The sequence below is a fragment of the Nostoc sp. genome (assembly GCF_036917555.1).
GTDB lineage: Bacteria > Cyanobacteriota > Cyanobacteriia > Cyanobacteriales > Nostocaceae > Nostoc.
On the sequence record NZ_JBALDD010000074.1, the window covers coordinates 16632 to 34290 of the forward strand.

General features: G+C 44.3%; 18 protein-coding genes and 2 pseudogenes. 13 read left to right on the plus strand and 7 right to left on the minus strand.

Annotation, left to right across the window (positions count from 1 at the left end):
• Positions 1–11: 11 nt before the first annotated feature.
• From V7K60_RS28475 to V7K60_RS28485, 3 genes are all read right to left on the minus strand, one after another.
• Positions 12–335 carry a DUF6464 family protein gene (locus V7K60_RS28475; RefSeq protein WP_334930597.1) on the minus strand — a complete coding sequence of 108 codons (324 nt, stop codon included), beginning with the start codon at positions 333–335 and terminating at the stop codon, positions 12–14.
• Positions 336–563: 228 nt separating this feature from the next.
• Positions 564–1058 carry a hypothetical protein gene (locus V7K60_RS28480; protein WP_334930599.1) on the minus strand — a complete coding sequence of 165 codons (495 nt, stop codon included), beginning with the start codon at positions 1056–1058 and terminating at the stop codon, positions 564–566.
• Positions 1059–1168: 110 nt separating this feature from the next.
• Positions 1169–1486 (minus strand): isochorismatase family protein, encoded by a 318-nt coding sequence (locus tag V7K60_RS28485; RefSeq protein WP_334930827.1) that lies wholly within the window; start codon positions 1484–1486, stop codon positions 1169–1171.
• 331 nt (positions 1487–1817) lie between these two features.
• Between V7K60_RS28485 and V7K60_RS28490 the strand changes: the two genes are divergently transcribed.
• The 6 genes from V7K60_RS28490 to V7K60_RS28515 all read left to right on the plus strand — a co-directional run bounded on the left by V7K60_RS28490 (position 1818) and on the right by V7K60_RS28515 (position 6112).
• A complete protein-coding gene (locus V7K60_RS28490; RefSeq protein ID WP_334930601.1) occupies positions 1818–2183 on the plus strand; it encodes a hypothetical protein in 366 nt (121 codons plus the stop codon).
• A 196-nt stretch (positions 2184–2379) separates the two neighbouring features.
• A complete protein-coding gene (locus V7K60_RS28495) occupies positions 2380–2514 on the plus strand; it encodes a hypothetical protein (protein ID WP_334930603.1) in 135 nt (44 codons plus the stop codon).
• Between the two features lie 38 nt (positions 2515–2552).
• Complete coding sequence (locus V7K60_RS28500; protein ID WP_334930605.1) at positions 2553–2849, plus strand: helix-turn-helix domain-containing protein; 297 nt, start codon at positions 2553–2555, stop codon at positions 2847–2849.
• Between the two features lie 355 nt (positions 2850–3204).
• Positions 3205–4365 carry an LLM class flavin-dependent oxidoreductase gene (locus V7K60_RS28505; protein WP_334930607.1) on the plus strand — a complete coding sequence of 387 codons (1161 nt, stop codon included), beginning with the start codon at positions 3205–3207 and terminating at the stop codon, positions 4363–4365.
• A gap of 960 nt (positions 4366–5325) precedes the next feature.
• Positions 5326–5493: a winged helix-turn-helix transcriptional regulator gene (locus V7K60_RS28510; RefSeq protein ID WP_334930609.1), complete on the plus strand. Its 168-nt coding sequence runs from the start codon at positions 5326–5328 to the stop codon at positions 5491–5493.
• A 148-nt stretch (positions 5494–5641) separates the two neighbouring features.
• Positions 5642–6112 carry a GNAT family N-acetyltransferase gene (locus tag V7K60_RS28515; RefSeq protein WP_334930611.1) on the plus strand — a complete coding sequence of 157 codons (471 nt, stop codon included), beginning with the start codon at positions 5642–5644 and terminating at the stop codon, positions 6110–6112.
• 14 nt (positions 6113–6126) lie between these two features.
• Here the strand turns inward: V7K60_RS28515 and V7K60_RS28520 are convergent, their stop codons facing one another.
• The 4 genes from V7K60_RS28520 to V7K60_RS28535 form a co-directional block, all read right to left on the minus strand.
• Entirely contained in the window at positions 6127–6984 is an 858-nt protein-coding gene (locus tag V7K60_RS28520; protein WP_334930613.1) for a class I SAM-dependent methyltransferase, read from the minus strand.
• Complete coding sequence (locus V7K60_RS28525; protein ID WP_334930829.1) at positions 6981–8111, minus strand: CO2 hydration protein; 1131 nt, start codon at positions 8109–8111, stop codon at positions 6981–6983. Before V7K60_RS28525 ends, V7K60_RS28520 begins: the two co-directional genes overlap by 4 nt.
• 250 nt (positions 8112–8361) lie before the next feature.
• Entirely contained in the window at positions 8362–9876 is a 1515-nt protein-coding gene (locus tag V7K60_RS28530; RefSeq protein ID WP_334930615.1) for an NADH-quinone oxidoreductase subunit M, read from the minus strand.
• Positions 9877–9976: 100 nt separating this feature from the next.
• Complete coding sequence (locus V7K60_RS28535) at positions 9977–11833, minus strand: NAD(P)H-quinone oxidoreductase subunit F (RefSeq protein WP_334930617.1); 1857 nt, start codon at positions 11831–11833, stop codon at positions 9977–9979.
• Between the two features lie 656 nt (positions 11834–12489).
• Between V7K60_RS28535 and V7K60_RS28540 the strand changes: the two genes are divergently transcribed.
• The 7 genes and pseudogenes from V7K60_RS28540 (at position 12490) to V7K60_RS28565 (ending at position 17453) form a co-directional block, all read left to right on the plus strand.
• Positions 12490–12798 (plus strand): carbon dioxide-concentrating mechanism protein CcmK, encoded by a 309-nt coding sequence (locus V7K60_RS28540; protein WP_012410633.1) that lies wholly within the window; start codon positions 12490–12492, stop codon positions 12796–12798.
• Between the two features lie 92 nt (positions 12799–12890).
• A complete protein-coding gene (locus V7K60_RS28545) occupies positions 12891–13235 on the plus strand; it encodes a carbon dioxide-concentrating mechanism protein CcmK (protein WP_010995041.1) in 345 nt (114 codons plus the stop codon).
• Between the two features lie 6 nt (positions 13236–13241).
• Positions 13242–13544 carry a EutN/CcmL family microcompartment protein gene (locus tag V7K60_RS28550; protein WP_229460483.1) on the plus strand — a complete coding sequence of 101 codons (303 nt, stop codon included), beginning with the start codon at positions 13242–13244 and terminating at the stop codon, positions 13542–13544.
• Between the two features lie 113 nt (positions 13545–13657).
• A pseudogene (locus tag V7K60_RS28555) lies at positions 13658–15316 on the plus strand (ribulose bisphosphate carboxylase small subunit); the annotation flags it as partial.
• Between the two features lie 96 nt (positions 15317–15412).
• A pseudogene (locus tag V7K60_RS35440) lies at positions 15413–15667 on the plus strand (ribulose bisphosphate carboxylase small subunit); the annotation flags it as partial.
• 184 nt (positions 15668–15851) lie between these two features.
• A complete protein-coding gene (locus V7K60_RS28560; protein ID WP_334930621.1) occupies positions 15852–16607 on the plus strand; it encodes a transferase in 756 nt (251 codons plus the stop codon).
• A 57-nt stretch (positions 16608–16664) separates the two neighbouring features.
• Complete coding sequence (locus V7K60_RS28565; RefSeq protein WP_334930623.1) at positions 16665–17453, plus strand: BMC domain-containing protein; 789 nt, start codon at positions 16665–16667, stop codon at positions 17451–17453.
• Positions 17454–17659: the final 206 nt, after the last annotated feature.

Consider the following 17659-nt stretch of genomic DNA (forward strand, 5'->3'; position numbering starts at 1 on the left):
AGTCAGGAATCTTAAGTGCTTTTTTCATTACCAGTTAATTCTCTAGGTTCGTAGTGACGGCAACCGTTACATGGGCCTTCGGGATTGATAGCACAGCGGATATAGCCAGATCGAGCATTAAACTTGCAGCTGATATCGCCAATTAAATAACCCACCCCTTCTAAATAATAGCGATCGCCTTCCACAGGTCTGACGTTTTGCCGTCCCTGTACCACTGAAAAATTCATGGCTGCTTGCCTCATCCGCAAGCGCGATCGCTGGGTTCTACGGATCATCCACAGGGAAAACAGGGACGGTAAAAAACCAACGGCAATCACTAAAAGTGTCTTTAACACCTTCTTTTTACCTCTTCTGGGCGCTGATTGATTGTCCCTGATGTTACACTCTGGTTTTACGGAAGTGCAAATATTAGGGCGGCTTTGTTTCTTTGTCACCAACTATGGTTGCAAAGAAATAATGGCAGTGTGGTATCTAGCAATTTTGAGGAATAAGTTCCTTCTGCCACTTCAATCAGCATAACTGTTACAACCTCAAGGGTGAGATGCCGTTGAATGTTGATAATTTTAAGATTTGTTGACTAATACCTTTTTGAAGAAGCGTTTTGTGTCAGCTTCAGCCCCATTCTTGTTTTTTCTGTGTCGCTGCGATGCTAATCTTTTTTTGGTTTGCTGACGAAGTTGCTGTGCTAGCAGTGCAGCTTCCCTTTCGGCTCGCAATAAATCAACTTTTCGCCTTGTCAAAATAAATGATTCGTCAGACTTTCGTTTTACCCAAGGGATGCTAACTGCAAAATACTGACAAATATTTTTGCATAGCTCCTTTATCAAGAGTGGGTAACGTTTTTGAGTATTCATTTTGTTAGCGATCACTTTCAACTCTAATATCGCTGCTTCTAACTCTTCCGCCATCTGATTGATGCGTTCAACTTGTGTTATAAAACGCTCTCCTTCGCTGATGATTTTTTTCTCTTGGGGTCGTAGTGGCACTATAGCAGTAGTTACTAATGTAGGCTGGAACAGCAAAATGGGCTTTTTGTCCGTGTCTGGGATTTTTTTCATAATACCTCAAGCAAGGCTAGCTGACTTTTAAAGCATTTTAGCAGCTAGTTAGTATATTTGTACTATACAATGATGATGCCTAAGAGAATAAATGTAACCAAAAAAGTCCCTTAATATGGAGTGCTAGTGCCTTCAATGAACTCTAAAGGCAACACATCACTAAACAATAATTGCTGTAACTCGACGCCTTCGGGACGGCTCCAATCCTTAAGCAACTCAGCAATCAAAGTGATCGTAGCAGTTAGCACAACCTCAGAATCACGCATCCGTTGCCGTGCTAAATCTTCCGAAAGATGGAATGGTGAACCAGAAGCATCCATAACTGCTTGAACGCTGTAGCTTTCGTGCACTGCACTGATAGCCGGATAAACTAAGCAAACGTCCGTAGTTATGCCAGCCATAATTAAATTAGTACGATTTGCAAAAATTAAATAGCAGTTCTATATTGCAATCAGGCGAGAAGCGCGATATTGAATTCGGGCAATCGTTTCTTGAATTCGGGCGGTCGTTTATTGGATTCAGGCAATCGTTCCTTGAATTCGGGCGATCATTTCTTGAATTCGGGCGGTTGTTTCTTAAATTTGGATAACTATCAATAAATTCACGTAAAAAATATAATAGTTTTTGTATTAAATACTTTAAAAAATGCTGAATATTGCGGGTGTTAATCACCCCGATTTTGTTTATCCTAATGGTGTAAAGACAAGGATACAAGTCAGTTTTTATCCTAGTGCATGATTAAAAAAAAGAAAGTTATTTATGTCACGCCCAAAACGTGGATCTAAAGTACTTGATAGAGCACACCGTCGGATTGCGGGTTTGAAATCAATTAGTCCTACCTTAGATTTAGGTAATGGAGTCACTATTGACACCTTTGCCGCCGCCATCAAAAAAACACAAGACAAGTTGGAAGCTTATAACTCCAGCCTCTCCACCGTGGATCTAACTCAGGGAGCTTTAGAATTAACCGAAAAGTCGCTGATGGAACTAACAGAACATATGTTAGTCAGCGTAGCTGCAAAGTATGGCAAGAATAGCGATGAGTACAAAATGGCAGGCGGCGTTCGTCGCAGCGAACGCAAGCGTCCAGTGCGGAAGCCTAAGCAAGAGGTTGTTACTTTATAAAGACAATACATTTGGGTTTTTTGACACTCTCCCGAATTCAATTCGGGAGATTCTTGGTTAGATGGTGAACCAATAGAAAAAAGATAACATTTAAATAGCGATCGCTTGAGTTTTAGAGAAATATGGTGTAGACAGACGCATAGCAGGTTGTCGTCAGACATCGCTCGGCGTTAAACCGGAAGCTATAAATGGAAAAATGACCCGTACTTTTAATCCAGAATCTTATGGTAAATTCCTAGCCGAGTATCAGCCAAAAATTATTACTACGGATGCAGAAAACGAACAAGTGATGTCAAAGACAAGCCGCTTTGCGTCTACGCACTCGCATTAACCTTAGAACATCGTCCCCATCGTACACCAGAAGCAGAAATGCTGTTGCAACTGTTGGTGACTTTAATTGAGCAGTTTGAAGAAACCCATTACCCAATTCTCCAAGGTACACCCAATTCGATGTTAGTACATCTAATGGACGCACGCGATACTACAACCGAAGCATTAGCTGAGGTAATTGGTTCATTGGAAATTGCCTTGCAAATTGTTAATGGCGATTCTCCTTCCCTTCGAGACGCTGCACGAACGGAGACGCTTCGTGAACGCACCATTAGTAAAACTCAAGCAGAAGCGTTGGCAGACTATTTTAATGTAGATATCAGTTTATTTACCTAGCTTATCTTCCATAACAACGCTCTTAAAACCAGCGCTTGGTATTGAGCCGGAAATTTAATATTTTGCTATGAGGTTAAAGGTGCATAGATGCGTAGCAGCTTGTTGTTAGACATCGCTTTTCTACTCGATACAACAGCTACAAAATCTTTTGTCATTTAGCTTCTAGAGCTTGAGTAAGCTATGAACCTATCCCACTAATAATATATGTGCTACAAAGCTTAAGCTTATTAAGAACTGAAAACGAAAAACCAAGGTTTTCAAGCGCATTTTACGAAAAGAAGTAGGGATTATTAGAATAGTGGGATAGGTTCACGGAAACTTTCCGTATAATAAATAGTTGGGCGGCACGGAACGAATGAACGACTATAAAGACTCAATGCAGAACTCCCTGAAGCTCGGATTCTTCATCCAGCCCGTCCACCCGCCGTCCCGTTCCTATGGGGACGTTCTGGGCGAGGATCGCGAAGCGGTTATGCTCGCCGACCGGCTCGGCTACCGCGAGGCCTTCATCGGCGAGCATCTCGTCGACTCGGCCGAGACGATCACCTCGAGCCTCGCTTTCATTGCGAATCTCGCCGATGCGTGCCCGTCGATCACCTTCGGTACCGGCGTGCTTCCGCTCGCCAACTACCACCCGGCGATGGCGGCGGCGCAGGTCGCGATGGTCGACCATCTGGTGCAGGGTCGATTGATCCTGGGAGTCGGACCCGGCGTTCGCGGCGACGCAGAAGCCATCGGAGATTTGGGCTCGAACCGCAACCGCAAGACCCAGGAGGCGCTCGAACACATGTGCCGGATCTGGAGCGAAGAGCCGCCGTACCGGATCGAAGGCGAGTTCTACCGGACCACCACGGAGCACTCGCTTGATCGGCAAATCGGAGTGGGTGTCGCTGTCCGACCGCTGCAAGAGCCCCATCCGCCCATCGCCATCACCTCGATCCGAGCGGATGCCCAGGGACCACACGCCGCGGGAGCGCGCGGCTGGTCCGGAATCTCGTCGACCTACGTGGGTGCGTACGTCGTCCAGGCCCACATTAAGAACTACCTGGAAGGTCGGCGATCGGCGGGCCTCTGTGCCGATGCTTCCGGGTGGCGCGTGGCGCGCAGCGTTTTCGTGGCCGATGACGAGGCCACGGCACATCGCTACGTGCATCGCAAGGACGGCGCGCACGACTTCTACTTCCACGTTATGAGAACCAAGCTTGCGAAGGCCGGCGCGCTAGACGTCATGCGCGACTTTCCCGACCAGCCGGATTCCGAACTCTCTACGAAGCGGTGCATCGAGCGTCTCGTAATCGCGGGAACCCCTGAGAGCGTCGCGGACCAGATTCTTGCATTCCGCAACGAGGTCGGTGCGTTCGGCACACTGCTCTACACGGGCCACGACTGGATCGATCCAGCGCTCGCCCGGCGCTCCATGGAGCTCATGGCGAACGAAGTCTGGCCCCGGATTGATCGGGCCGCGCATGGGACGACACCAAAAGGTCAAACTGACGGTAAGGCATTTTCAGTCTGATGGATAGCCCAACCATTGCGTGCAGCCGACGCCTGTCAGCGGGCGCGGCTGATGCAGGCGTTAGACCGCTTCGCGTGACGCAAGATGTTCGCGCCTGATTGTATGAACACGTTAGCAATGCCGTTTCGCTCATTTGTATGATACCAAAATTCACCATCACCGTCCGCCATGAACGATCCGCAGACTTCGCCGCCACGGAAGCCATCGCCACCGCAGCCTTCGCCCACAACACCTGCGTCACCGAACTCGTCCGCCGCTTGCGCTCATCGCCCTCGCTCATCATAGGAGTAACTTTCTCTACATGAATTAGCTTCTGGCGATAAGTATCATTACCCGTTAGTTGGGCGATCGCACCAGCAATAAATCGAGCGCAGCGATCGCCATTCTGATTTTTCACCAAATAAGTAATGCCAAAGCGTCCTCTTCACAACTCTTTTTCAATGGTGTATTTTCCACCTTGCAAGCGATCGCCAGCTACCCAAGCCATCTTTGCAACTCCTAAAATGCTTAGATTAATTCTCACACAAGAGAGCCTTAATAACTTGAGCCTAGCTTTGTAGAAAGACTGCGATCGCTTTTCTCTCATCCATAATGATGGCTCTCTCTAACCTACAAAAAATGAAATTCCGATTCTTTTTACAGTGATGTGTACTTAGTCAATTTACTTCTTGACTAAGTATAGCGTGGAATGAGGTTAAAACTGTTAGAGGTGCAGCGTCTTGTTGTCAGATATTGCTCGGATTTTACCAGAGGCGATCGCTCGGCATTGAGCCAGAAGCATAATATTGATCAAAAATCAACTACTTATTCACATCCATCAACCGCGAAGTTTGTAACCTACTCATCCACTTCTCTAAATAAACTCGATTACCTTTTTGCTTGGTGAATTGCATAGAGAAATTGAAAACGTCTTACAACGAATGCTAACTCGTACTCTGCGTGATTTAGAGAGATGGTCTTGTGAAGCGTAAAGTTTATCCTACTAATCCTCCCACTGTAGAGTATTCCTTGACAGCATTGGAAGAAACGTTAGTTGAGCCACTTCGGCTACTATGCCACTGGTCAATAAATCATTTTCATGAAGTAGAAACTGCCGGAGAAAGTAAAGACAATCATATAGACAGATAAATTGTTATTGTTCGATTCCTCAAGCACTTTTGGGAAAGCCTTCACCATTAAGAAATTCTTCATTGATCGGCAACATAATTTTATATGTATCTTTTTCTTTATTGGCTAATATTTATAGTAAAGTTATTTGTGATTAATTACCTTCTTTATGAGATTAAGAATATACGAAATAGCTGATAGCGAAGAAGTTATGAAATTGTTCTACGACACTATTCATGAAGTGAATATTCATGATTACATACAAGAACAAGTAGATGCTTGGGCACCAGCAAATATGGATATTGAAGTTTGGATTAAAAGTTTAGGAAGTAAGTTTACTTATGTAGCAGAAGAACAAGACAAAATTATTGGTTTTGGAGAATTAGAGGCTAATGGTCATATCGATCGTTTCTATTGTCATAAAGATTTTCAAAGGAAAGGTGTTGGTAAGAACATCTTAGAACAGATTGAATTAAAAGCAAACTCTTTAGGGGTGGAAAAGTTATTTACAGAAGCCAGTATTACAGCTAAACCTTTTTTTGAAAGTCAGGGATTTCTTGTTATCAAAAAGCAAGAAGTAGAGCGTAGAGGGCAAAAGCTGATAAATTTTGTCATGGAAAAATACTTCAAAAATTATTAAATTCAAAAGTTGTTCTAGCTATATGGTTTGTAAGCTAGAGTCAGCATCACAGAAGCGGGAATTTCCACACCCTTTTCTGTGACATACTTTGAGGCTCCCTCGATAATTGCATTTTCAATATTGCGCCGTTGCTCATCGCTTTGCATTGCCAATATCGACCCCAGACGCACCGAACTTACAACAATCTTTGGCATCACATCTTCAGGTGTAGAGAAAGTCCACTTGATGGGCAGTTCGGTGACAGATACCTGAGTGAATCCCTCGGCGCTTAAAACCATTTTGCATTCAGTGGGGTTGCCAAAGCGAAACAGGGGTGGCCCAGAAGGTAGATCCACATCCATGCTGCCATAAGTCTGCACCGAACCCAGTATCAGAGCCATAAATGGATTATGCGTTGGCGGTGTCCAGCAGGTGAAAGCGTAGCGCCCTCCCGGTTTGAGTACACGAAAGGATTCAGCGATCGCTTTTTCTGGGTTTGGGAAATGGAGAATACCCAAGCTACAAACCACTGCCTCAAACTGGCCAGACTCGAAAGTTAGGTTCTCAGCATCCCCATGATGGAATGACCCTTGAGGACATCGCACTCTGGCAATGGCCACCATATTCTCTGCAAAGTCTAATCCTGTGACTATAGCCTGCCGCTTTTGTGCTGCGGTACTAAGCCAGCCAGTGCCGCAAGCTACGTCTAACAATCGAGTACCAGACTTAGCTCCGACCACATCCAATATGGCTTCATCTACCTGAGAAGTCACAACAGCGATACCTCCGGTGAGCTTCGCTAACGCGCGATCATATTCTTGAGCTACAAGAGAAAATTTGTTGCGCTCGAATTGCTTGAATGCCTCGTGAGTAATGGTGGAATCATCTGTCATTTATTCACATCCAGCAACCGCGAAGTTTGTAACCGACTCATCCACTTCTCTAAATAAACTCGATTATCTTTTTGCTCATTTGGATCTTTAGTATCTAAAGGATAAGGCATCAGTCCCAAAATCGTTGCTGTCGTCACGCAAAACATCGATTTTTGGAAACTCATGCAAATTTGGACTCGCAAATCATCTTCACCCCGAAGACTGCGACGATAAATTTCGTGCAAATATTCTGGAAGATAATGACGCATATCTTGCATCAACAAGGTAGGAGGAATACCCGCACCACCGATGGGTAAAGGATCGGCATACAATGCACCATATTGAAATCGACTTTGATCTGGGGGAATTTGATATCCTTGGGCATTATATGAAACTGTGCCGTGGAAAGGAGTTCCCCGGAAGAATACTGCTTCTACATAAGGTATTGCTGTATCAGCTAAGAAGGTCAAGCCAACGCTTTTGGGAATGATTTCATAGACCTTACCTCGAATTTTAACAGCGTAGGTAATTGGGTTTGATGCATTTGCCACTAACCCGGCTTTAATGTGGTCTACAACTTGGGGAATCGATTTGATTTCGCCTCGGTCATAGCGGTCTGATAAGTTGAGGAACATATCAGCCATGACTCGCCAGAATTGACCTAAACCAGTGTAGTAAGCAGAGACGCGCAACTGTTCTGTTAAGAAATCTGGAAACAGTTGGTTAATAGCCAGAATCAAGGGATTATTTTGAAATTTTGCAGCGATAACGGCTTGCACTCTTTCTTGAAATTCTTGTGTATCTAAATACGTATCTAGTCCACCACCACCGTGCCACATCATGCCTTTCATGCAATACTCAGCATATTCAAAATTAATTCGGTCATGCCACCAGTGACGGAGTAATTTCTGAAAAGAAACCTTTCCATTAAAGTATTTAAAAAATGGGAAAAATACTAAAAACTGATGTTCAGCAATATAGTTAAGATTTTTTGAGTAAGCATCTAAAACTACCCCATAGCTTTTAAGAATACCAACAACTTCCAGCACATTCTCTGGACTATCGGGGAGCAATGCATCTCCTTTTTGTAGACGTTCAATATACTCAGCTAAGGGATTGTGAATAGCTCTTTTTTTAATAGTTACCATTGCCATCTCTCCAAAAAGTTTAGTCATTAGTCATTTGTCATTTATCATTTGTCATTGGGCATGGTTATTCTCCTTGTCCCCTTGTCCCTAATCCCTAGTACAGCACGGCGGAAGTAAACCACCCCTTCGGGTTCGGCAGTTCCTCATGGGGGGAACCCCCATCGCCCTTGGCGTCTCCCTTTGGGAGAAGACCGGACTGCCTCACCATTTCAAATCTATGAAACGCTTATGCTGTATTCATTTTTAATTTTTAATTCCGCCTTGTGGTACTAGTCCCCATTGCTTTATCTAAGGACACTACTACTACGTTTTGGGTATTTACCATTGCTGTAATTGTTGGTTCAGTCCAACGCACTAACCAACCAGGTTGAATACCGAAAATCACAATCAACACAGCTAAAATTGCAGCTGGGATACGATCGCTCCAATACACACGCGGTAAGTTGGTAACTGATGCAGACAGGCGTCCAAAAAAGGCGCGGTTGACAAGAATTAAGAAGTAAACTGCTGTTAAACCTGTACCAAGCATACATAACAGGGTTTGTACTGGAAAAACTGGAAAACTTCCCCGATAAACTACGAATTCGGAAATAAACCCTAGCATTCCCGGTATACCAGCGCTGGCCATGACTCCGACAATCATCAAGCTACCGATTACTGGCATCCCCCGTTCTGGGTTCAGTAATCCTTGAATAATTGCTAAATCACGGCTACCGGCTTTTTTATACACAACTCCTACTAGCAAAAACAGCATTGCCGAAATCAAGCCGTGGCTAATCATTTGCATCACAGCACCCAATACACTTAAAGGTGTGGCCGCTGCTGCCGCTAAAAGCACGTAACCCATGTGTCCAATGGAGCTGTATGCTACCATTTTTTTCATATCGGTTTGAGCGATCGCACAAGATGAACCATACAGTACACTCACTACTGCCCAAGTCGCCAACCAAGGAGCCAGATAATTCCAAGCTTCTGGTAACAAGTTCATGCCAAACCGCAGTAAGCCGTAAGTTCCCAACTTCAACAGCACCCCAGCCAATAGCACGGAAATCGGTGTGGAAGCTTCAACGTGAGCATCTGGCAACCAAGTATGGAAGGGAACCAAGGGAATTTTAATCCCAAAACCGACCAAAATTCCCGCTAGCAATAAAAGCTGTGTTGCTAGAGGTAAAGTTGTCGTGTTCAAGGTTGCTAGTGCAAAGTTAGAGGAACCACTCAGCCAAACCATGCCGAGAAAACTTGCTAAAATCAGAATTCCCGAAACGGCTGTATAAATGAGAAATTTAGTCGCAGCATAACCCCGTTTGGCGCCACCCCAAATAGCTATCAGCAAATACAGCGGAATCAGTTCCAATTCGTAAAACAGGAAAAATAGCAGTAAATCCTGTGCTAGAAAGGCTCCTGTCACCCCAGCGCTTAATAATAGTATCAAAGAGTAATAAAATTTAGGACGCTGTAGCGATTCATCGCTGCTGTAGATGGCAATGGAAGTTAACAATCCATTTAAAACCAGCAACGGCAAAGATAAACCATCTATCCCAAGGTTATAGTTCAAGCCTAAAGCATCTACCCAAGGGAGAGACTCGGCAAACTGTTGAGTAATTTCCCCTGGATGAAACTGAATCGCTAGTACGATTGTCCACAACAAAGCGATACTGGCAAAGAGCAAAGCCACCCTACGGGCAAATTTCCCACTGATGCCAGAGGGTGAGAAACCAATTAAAGCTGCGCCGATTAACGGCACTAGAATTAAAACACTAAGCATAGACTTTAGGTAAGGGGAGCAGGGTAAGCAGGGGAAGCAGGGGAGAAATAATAACTCCTGTACAGACAAGGGTTAACCCTTGTCTGTACTTCTAACTCCTTTAAAAAGGCAATTTATCTAGTAAACCCAATGACCAACTGATGAAAAAACCCAGGACGCTGACAACTGCTAGGATGGTCAACATATAGCCCTGAGATTGCCCAGAAATGCTGTACTTTAAAGTTTGTCCGCCGAGAATGGTCGCAAACCCAACCAAGTTTACTAAACCGTCAACCAAGTAGCGATCGCTCCAAGCAGAAATTTTAGATAGCAGTCCTACTACACTTACCACGGTTACATAATAAACTCGGTCAATATAAAAATCATAACCTAACAGGTCTTGCAGAAATCTCCACGCCAAGATTCTGGATCTGGACCAAGCTTTGTGCAGATAAACTGTACACCCTATACCTACCCCCACTACGGTAGAACTAAACAAGGCTAAGGCCACATACCAATTAATACTTTCCCAATCTGGTAGTAAGTACCATTGCTGTAGCATTAGAGGTAGAAGCAGAGTCAGCACTGTGAGAAACACCATTGGTAAGGCCATCTGCCAACCAACTTCTGGGGTGCGACGGGTCTTTTGTTGCGGTTTCCCCCAGAAGACTAATCTAAATACTCTCGTCAAATTCAATGCTGTCAAACCATTGACTAATATTAAAACCCCAATTACCCAAGGGCTAATATTCACGAAACCGTCAGCCCATGCTAACATTGCCCAGAAACTTCCTAGTGGTAGCAGTGTTACCATCCCGGCTGAACCGACCACAAAGGCCGTGGTGGTAGCTGGCATTCGTGACCACAAACCGCCCATTTCTGTTAAGTCCTGGCTTTGGGTAGTCAAGATGACTGAACCTGAACTCATAAATAATAATGCTTTGGCGATCGCATGAGCTAACAGCAATATCAAGGCTACGCCCCCTTGCTGTAACCCCACCGCCAAAAACACTAACCCCATGTATGCACTGGTAGAATGAGATAGCGATCGCTTAATGTCAATTTGAGCGATGGAGACTAATGTCGCCCCAATCGCTGTCACCGTACCCATGACTACCAAGGCATTCAAGGCAACTGGCGATAGCGCTAATAATGGTTGAAATCTATACAGTAAATAAGCACCACCAGCTACTACCAGAGAGTTCCGCATTACCGAGGCGGGATTGGGCCCTTCCATTGCCTCATCTAACCACAGGTGCAGTGGAAATTGGGCACATTTCCCAGCAGGCCCAGCAATTAATGCCAACCCTAGTAATGTCGATGTTATTGGACTTAAATTAGCTGTTTGCGCCCACTCATATAAATCCGAAAAGTTCAAACTCCCGGCTAAGGTAGAAAGTGTCACTACAGCCATCAGCAGCAACAAGTCTCCTACCCGTTTAGTCCAAAAAGCATCCCGCGCCGCCGTTACTACTAGTGGTTGAGCATACCAGAACCCCACCAGCAAGTAAGTCGAAAGCGTCAATACTTCCAAAAGCGCATAGCTGAGAAACAAAGAATCACTGATTGCTAGACCACATAGCGCTGCTTCAAAAAATCCCAGTAGCCCAAAAAAACGCGCCAACGACCAGTCCTTTTCCATGTAACCCAGAGCGTAAACTTGTGCCAGTAAGCTTAACCCTGTAATTAAAACTGTTGCCCCAATGCTGACTGGGGACAGTTCTAAGGAAAAAGATAAGTCTAAATCTGCTGCTTTGAACCAATTGATTAGTAAGTTTTCTGGTTCTCTATCCCAGATATTTTTAAATACAAACAGGCTATGGACAAAAGCTAAAACGGTCGTCAACAAGTTCAAGTATGCCGCAGGTCTTGGCCCTGTTCGCCGAATTATTCCTATTCCCCACGGCAATGTCAAAATTGCGCCCAATAAGCTATACAAAGGCACAAACCAACTTGTTGAAAATAGAAATTGATCCATTTAAATTTCCCTTGATGACTCAGCCTTGATTTTAAAAAAATTCAAACCAATTTTTATTTAATAAAATTAATTTATCAAAATATCGATGTTTTTTTACTATTATTTTAACTAAACTTCCAGAAGTACTTTTACTTAAAGTTACCCTATTAATTATAAGTAAAATATAACTTTACATAAGCAAAAGCATTTACTTGCCTTAACATCACCGACCTTTTTACATTTGTATTTCTACTTTGACCAGAGTAATTTATACGATATATTTGAAAAAATTATATATGTTTCACCTAGTCCTTGTACACTTAGGAATATTTGAGGAAAGATAGATACAGCAAAACATACAGCCGCTGCTTACCGCTCATCAGATAGGATTAGCCTTGGTTATGAATGTCGTTTTGTAAATGTGATAAAGAAATTATAAAGCATAAGTGCCTGCTCAAGGAATTAGTAAACTTTAATTGATCAAAAGCCTATATAAATTTATGTTAAGTTTTTTAAAACTTTCTTATCATAAACTATTATAGTAATTTATATTGCCAGGAACGCCAAGCTTTCCTATGCTTAAATTGGAAGTGTTTTCTTAGCTATAAGATCAGGCTCTCCCCGTCAAAAAATTCAAACGACAGTACAGATTGCATTAATTTTGTAGGAGTTCTGCGATGCCAATTGCAGTTGGAATGATTGAAACGAAGGGCTTTCCAGCAGTGGTGGAAGCTGCTGATGCGATGGTGAAAGCCGCCCGTGTCACCTTAGTAGGGTACGAAAAAATTGGTAGCGCTCGCGTCACCGTGATAGTTAGGGGAGATGTATCGGAAGTGCAAGCTTCTGTAGCAGCTGGAGTTGAAGCGGCAAAAAGAGTCTTTGGTGGTGAAGTGTTATCCACTCACATCATTGCTCGTCCTCACGAAAACCTGGAATACGTCTTGCCGATACGTTACACAGAAGCGGTCGAACAATTCCGTACTTAAAAGCTGTTTAAACAAAGTAATTAACGCTCTTTGCCTGAAAAGAGCATGACTTTTGTCCAAGACTAAAAACTTTGAAATAGGGATTAAAACTAATGTCAATTGCAGTGGGAATGGTTGAAACGCTAGGCTTTCCAGCAGTGGTGGAAGCTGCTGATGCAATGGTGAAAGCTGCCCGCGTCACTCTGGTAGGTTATGAAAAAATCGGTAGTGGTCGGGTGACGGTAATTGTTCGGGGTGACGTTTCGGAAGTGCAAGCTTCTGTGGCTGCAGGAGTTGAATCTGTAAAGCGAGTCAATGGTGGGCAAGTGCTGTCTACTCATATCATTGCTCGTCCTCACGAAAATTTGGAATACGTCCTTCCAATTCGTTATACCGAAGACGTAGAGCAATTCCGGGAAAATGTGAATGCAATTCGTCCTTTTGGTAGAAGACCGTAATTTGTAATGCAAGTTGCCAAAGTTCGCGGCACAGTAGTTAGCACCCAAAAAGATCCAAGTCTTAGAGGTGTAAAACTACTGTTGTTACAATTAGTGGATGAAGACGGAAACATCCTGCCACAATATGAGGTAGCAGCAGATAGCGTGGGAGCAGGAGTAGATGAGTGGGTACTTGTCAGTCGTGGCAGTGCTGCTCGTCAAGTCCTTGGAAATGAACAACGTCCATTAGATGCAGTAGTGGTGGCGATCATAGATACCATTCACGTTGAAGATCGCCTCATTTACAGCAAAAAAGATCAATATCGGTAGTCATTGGTCATTTAGTCATTGGTCATTAGTCATTAGTCATTAGCTCTCGACAAATGACAAATGACAACTGATAAATGACAACTGACAAATGACAATACAGGAGGAATCTCGCGATGGCAGTCCGCAGCACGGCGGCACCCCCAACCCCGTGGTCAAGGAATTTAGCTGAACCCAAAGTCCATGAAACTGCCTTTGTACATTCATTCTCCAATGTAATTGGAGATGTACGAATAGGTGCAAATGTAATCGTTGCTCCGGGGACTACGATTAGAGCGGATGAAGGCACACCTTTTTATCTGGGTGAAAACACCAATATTCAAGATGGTGTTGTCATTCATGGGTTGGAGCAAGGCCGAGTAATTGGCGATGACCAAAATAAATACTCAGTATGGATTGGTAAAAACGCTTGCATTACCCACATGGCTCTAATTCACGGGCCAGCTTATGTAGGTGATAATTCCTTCATTGGCTTTCGCTCTACGGTGTTTAATGCCAGGGTGGGTGCAGGTTGCATCGTAATGATGCACGCTTTGATTCAAGACGTAGAGATTCCCTCTGGTAAGTATGTACCTTCGGGAGCAATAATTACCAGCCAGCAGCAAGCTGACCGTTTGCCAGATGTGCAAGATCAGGATAAAGAATTTGCTCATCATGTGGTTGGGATTAATCAGGCATTACGAGCTGGTTATCTCTGTGCTGCGGATACTAAATGTATAGCACCCATCCGGGATGAGAATGCTAAATCTTATACAGGTAATGGTATTACTGTTTTAGAGTTGGAAAGGAGTAGTGAAGTGTCGAGCAATAGCTTGGGTGGAGAAACAATAGATCAGTTGCGGTATCTATTGGGGCAAGGGTATAAAATTGGTACGGAACATGTAGACCAAAGACGTTTCCGCACGGGTTCTTGGACTAGTTGCCAACCAATCGAAACAAGATCGCTCGGTGAAGCGATCGCAGCATTAGAAAGCTGTCTACAAGAGCATAGCGGCGAGTATGTCCGACTGTTTGGCATTGACAAAGGTAGACGGCGTGTGCTAGAAAACATCATCCAACGTCCGGATGATGATGTAAAACCAGCTACCAGCTTTAAAGCGCCGGCTAGTCGTGGCAATAGCAGTTACAGCAGCTACAGCAGCAGTAATGGTAATGGTAACGGTTCTAGCAGTGGCAAAGTCAGTGGCGAAACTTTAGAGCAAATCCGCCAACTATTGGCAGGTGGTTATAAAATTGGCATGGAACACGTAGATGAGCGTCGTTTCCGCACTGGTTCCTGGACTAGTTGCAAGCCAATTGAAGCAACTTCCACAAATCAAGTAATCTCCGCCTTGGAAGAATGTATAGCAAGCCATCAAGGCGAGTATGTGCGTTTAATCGGCATTGATACCAAAGCTAAACGGCGGGTATTAGAGACCATTATCCAACGTCCAAATGGTCAAGTAGGTTCCTCTGGTGGTCAGAAATCATTTACTACTAGTGCAGCACCCTCTGGTACGGGAACAGCTAGCAGTAACCGCTTGAGTTCTGAAGTAGTAGACCAACTCCGGCACTTATTGGCTGGCGGGTCTAAAATTAGCCTTGAACACGTGGATGAGCGCCGCTTCCGTACAGGTTCCTGGACTAGTACAGGTCAAATTCAAGCCTCCTCAGAAAGAGAAGCGATCGCAGCCGTAGAAGCACAACTCGGCGAATACCAAGGGGAATATGTACGCTTAATTGGTATTGACCCCAAAGCCAAACGGCGGGTATTAGAAACCATTATCCAGCGTCCAAACGATCAAGTAGCCTCATCTGGCAGTCAGAAATCATTTACTAGCAGTGCATACTCTACTACTACTACTACAGCAACAGCTACCAGTACCCACTTGAGTTCTGAAGTAGTAGACCAACTCCGGCAATTATTGGCTAGTGGCTCAAAAATTAGCATTGAACACGTAGATCAGCGCCGCTTCCGTACAGGTTCCTGGACTAGTACAGGTCAAATTCAAGCCTCCTCAGAAAGAGAAGCGATCGCAGCCGTAGAAGCACAACTCGGCGAATACCAAGGGGAATATGTGCGCTTAATTGGTGTTGACCCCAAAGCCAAGCGTCGCGTATTAGAAACGATCATTCAACGACCATAGCAGTGCTGAGTTAAAAGTGCTGAGTGCTGAAGTTAACACTTTAAAGACACCAGTCACACCAACTGTAAACTCAGATTTTGGAAAATACTAATTACTCAGCACTCAGCACTCAGTACGGGCTAAACGCCCCGAAGAAAGCTAACAGCACTCAGAATTACATCCGGCTTCCGAGGTTAAAATTTCCATGTCTGTGCCGCTACTGCGCCTCAGCAATAACTTTGATACTTACATTAGTGGTGAGGTAACTATTCATCCAAGCGCGGTACTTGCACCTGGGGTGATCCTCCAAGCGGCTATAAACAGCAAGATCGTCATTGGGCCAGGGGTCTGTATTGGCATGGGAGCAATTCTCCAAGTCCATGAAGGCACCCTAGAGGTAGAAGCAGGTGCAAACCTGGGAGCAGGTTTTTTGATGATTGGCAAGGGCAAAATTGGCGCAAATGCTTGTATTGGTTCTGCGACTACAGTTTTTAACTATTCGGTTGAACCTGGACAAGTAGTACCACCTGGTTCAATTTTAGGAGACACCAGTCGGCAGATTGCTCAAACAAAGCAGCTAGAACCATCTACAAATACACCACCACCGAAGGAAGGGGAAAATGGCTCAGGTGGAGTTAAGGAAAAGGAAATTTCCTCAACTAACTTCTCAGCTTCGGCTTTTGTAGATTTCAAACAAAACAAGTCGATTTCTTACTTTAAATCTCCCGCCACTCCCGAAAGTCAGTCTCCTCCCGTGGAGGAACCGACCAATGATGTTGACTCCAGCTTGGAGTCAGCCGCCCAACCGTCTACAGAACATAACTTAGACCCCAGTCAGCCCGCTGCAGAATCGCCTAACGGTTTTGGGACTCAAATTTATGGACAAGGGAGCATAAGCAGACTGTTGACTACATTGTTTCCTCATAGACAATCCTTGAGCGACCCAAACTCTGACGATTAGTCTGAGTAAGTGTTAATTGTAAGTTGTCGGCTTTTTCCGTATTTTGGAGAATTCATCATGGAAACATATAATCAACGTCCTATTCGCACTATCCAGGGAGCGAGTAATCAAGAAACCTATCAGGATACTGCTTTGGGTTTAGTTTCTACCCGCAGCTTTCCGGCGATCGTGGGGACGGCGGATATGATGTTGAAATCAGCAGGAGTTCACCTCGTTGGCTATGAAAAAATTGGTGGGGGTCATTGTACTGCAATCATCCGGGGTGGAATTGCTGATGTGCGTCTGGCGGTAGAATCAGGTGTGCAAACGGCTGAACAGTTTGGTCAGTTGGTTTCTAGTTTGGTAATTCCCCGACCTTATCCCAACCTAGATATAGTGCTTCCCATCACAACTCGTTTCACTAAATTAATGCAAGAGGGCAATTCCAGCCGTCTGAGTAACCAAGCAATTGGTTTGGTAGAAACGCGAGGATTTCCCGCGATGGTCGGAGCGTGTGATGCCATGCTCAAAGCTGCTGATGTTCATTTAGCAGCTTATGAGAAAATTGGTGGGGGTTTGTGTACAGCAATTATTCGTGGTTCTGTAGCAAATGTGGCAGTAGCAGTGGAAGCAGGAATGTTTGAAGCAGAACGCATTGGGGAATTGAATGCAGTGATGGTAATTCCCCGACCGCTGGATGAAATGGAGTTAACCTTGCCATTAGCAAGCTGCTGGATAGAAGAACGCGAGCCGTTAAACTTGCCAGTGAATATTAAAGAACAAGTTGCGGAAATCGAGGTACTAAGATTACCAGACTTAACCAAGCTACCTACAAAAGTTCAAGAAGAATTATGGAATGATGAATGATGATAGATGAATTTTGAAAAATCATCTATCATCATTCATCGTTTAGATGGAAGGCATCTTACGCTTTAGCTATTCTGAATAATAGCTTCTTCAATCCATAAATAAAATACCTTTATTTCAATATGAATAATAGAGTTTTATCTATGAATGAAACTCGTAACTTTCTGTGAGCATCACTATATCATTTGCCAGTGTTCAGCAATACT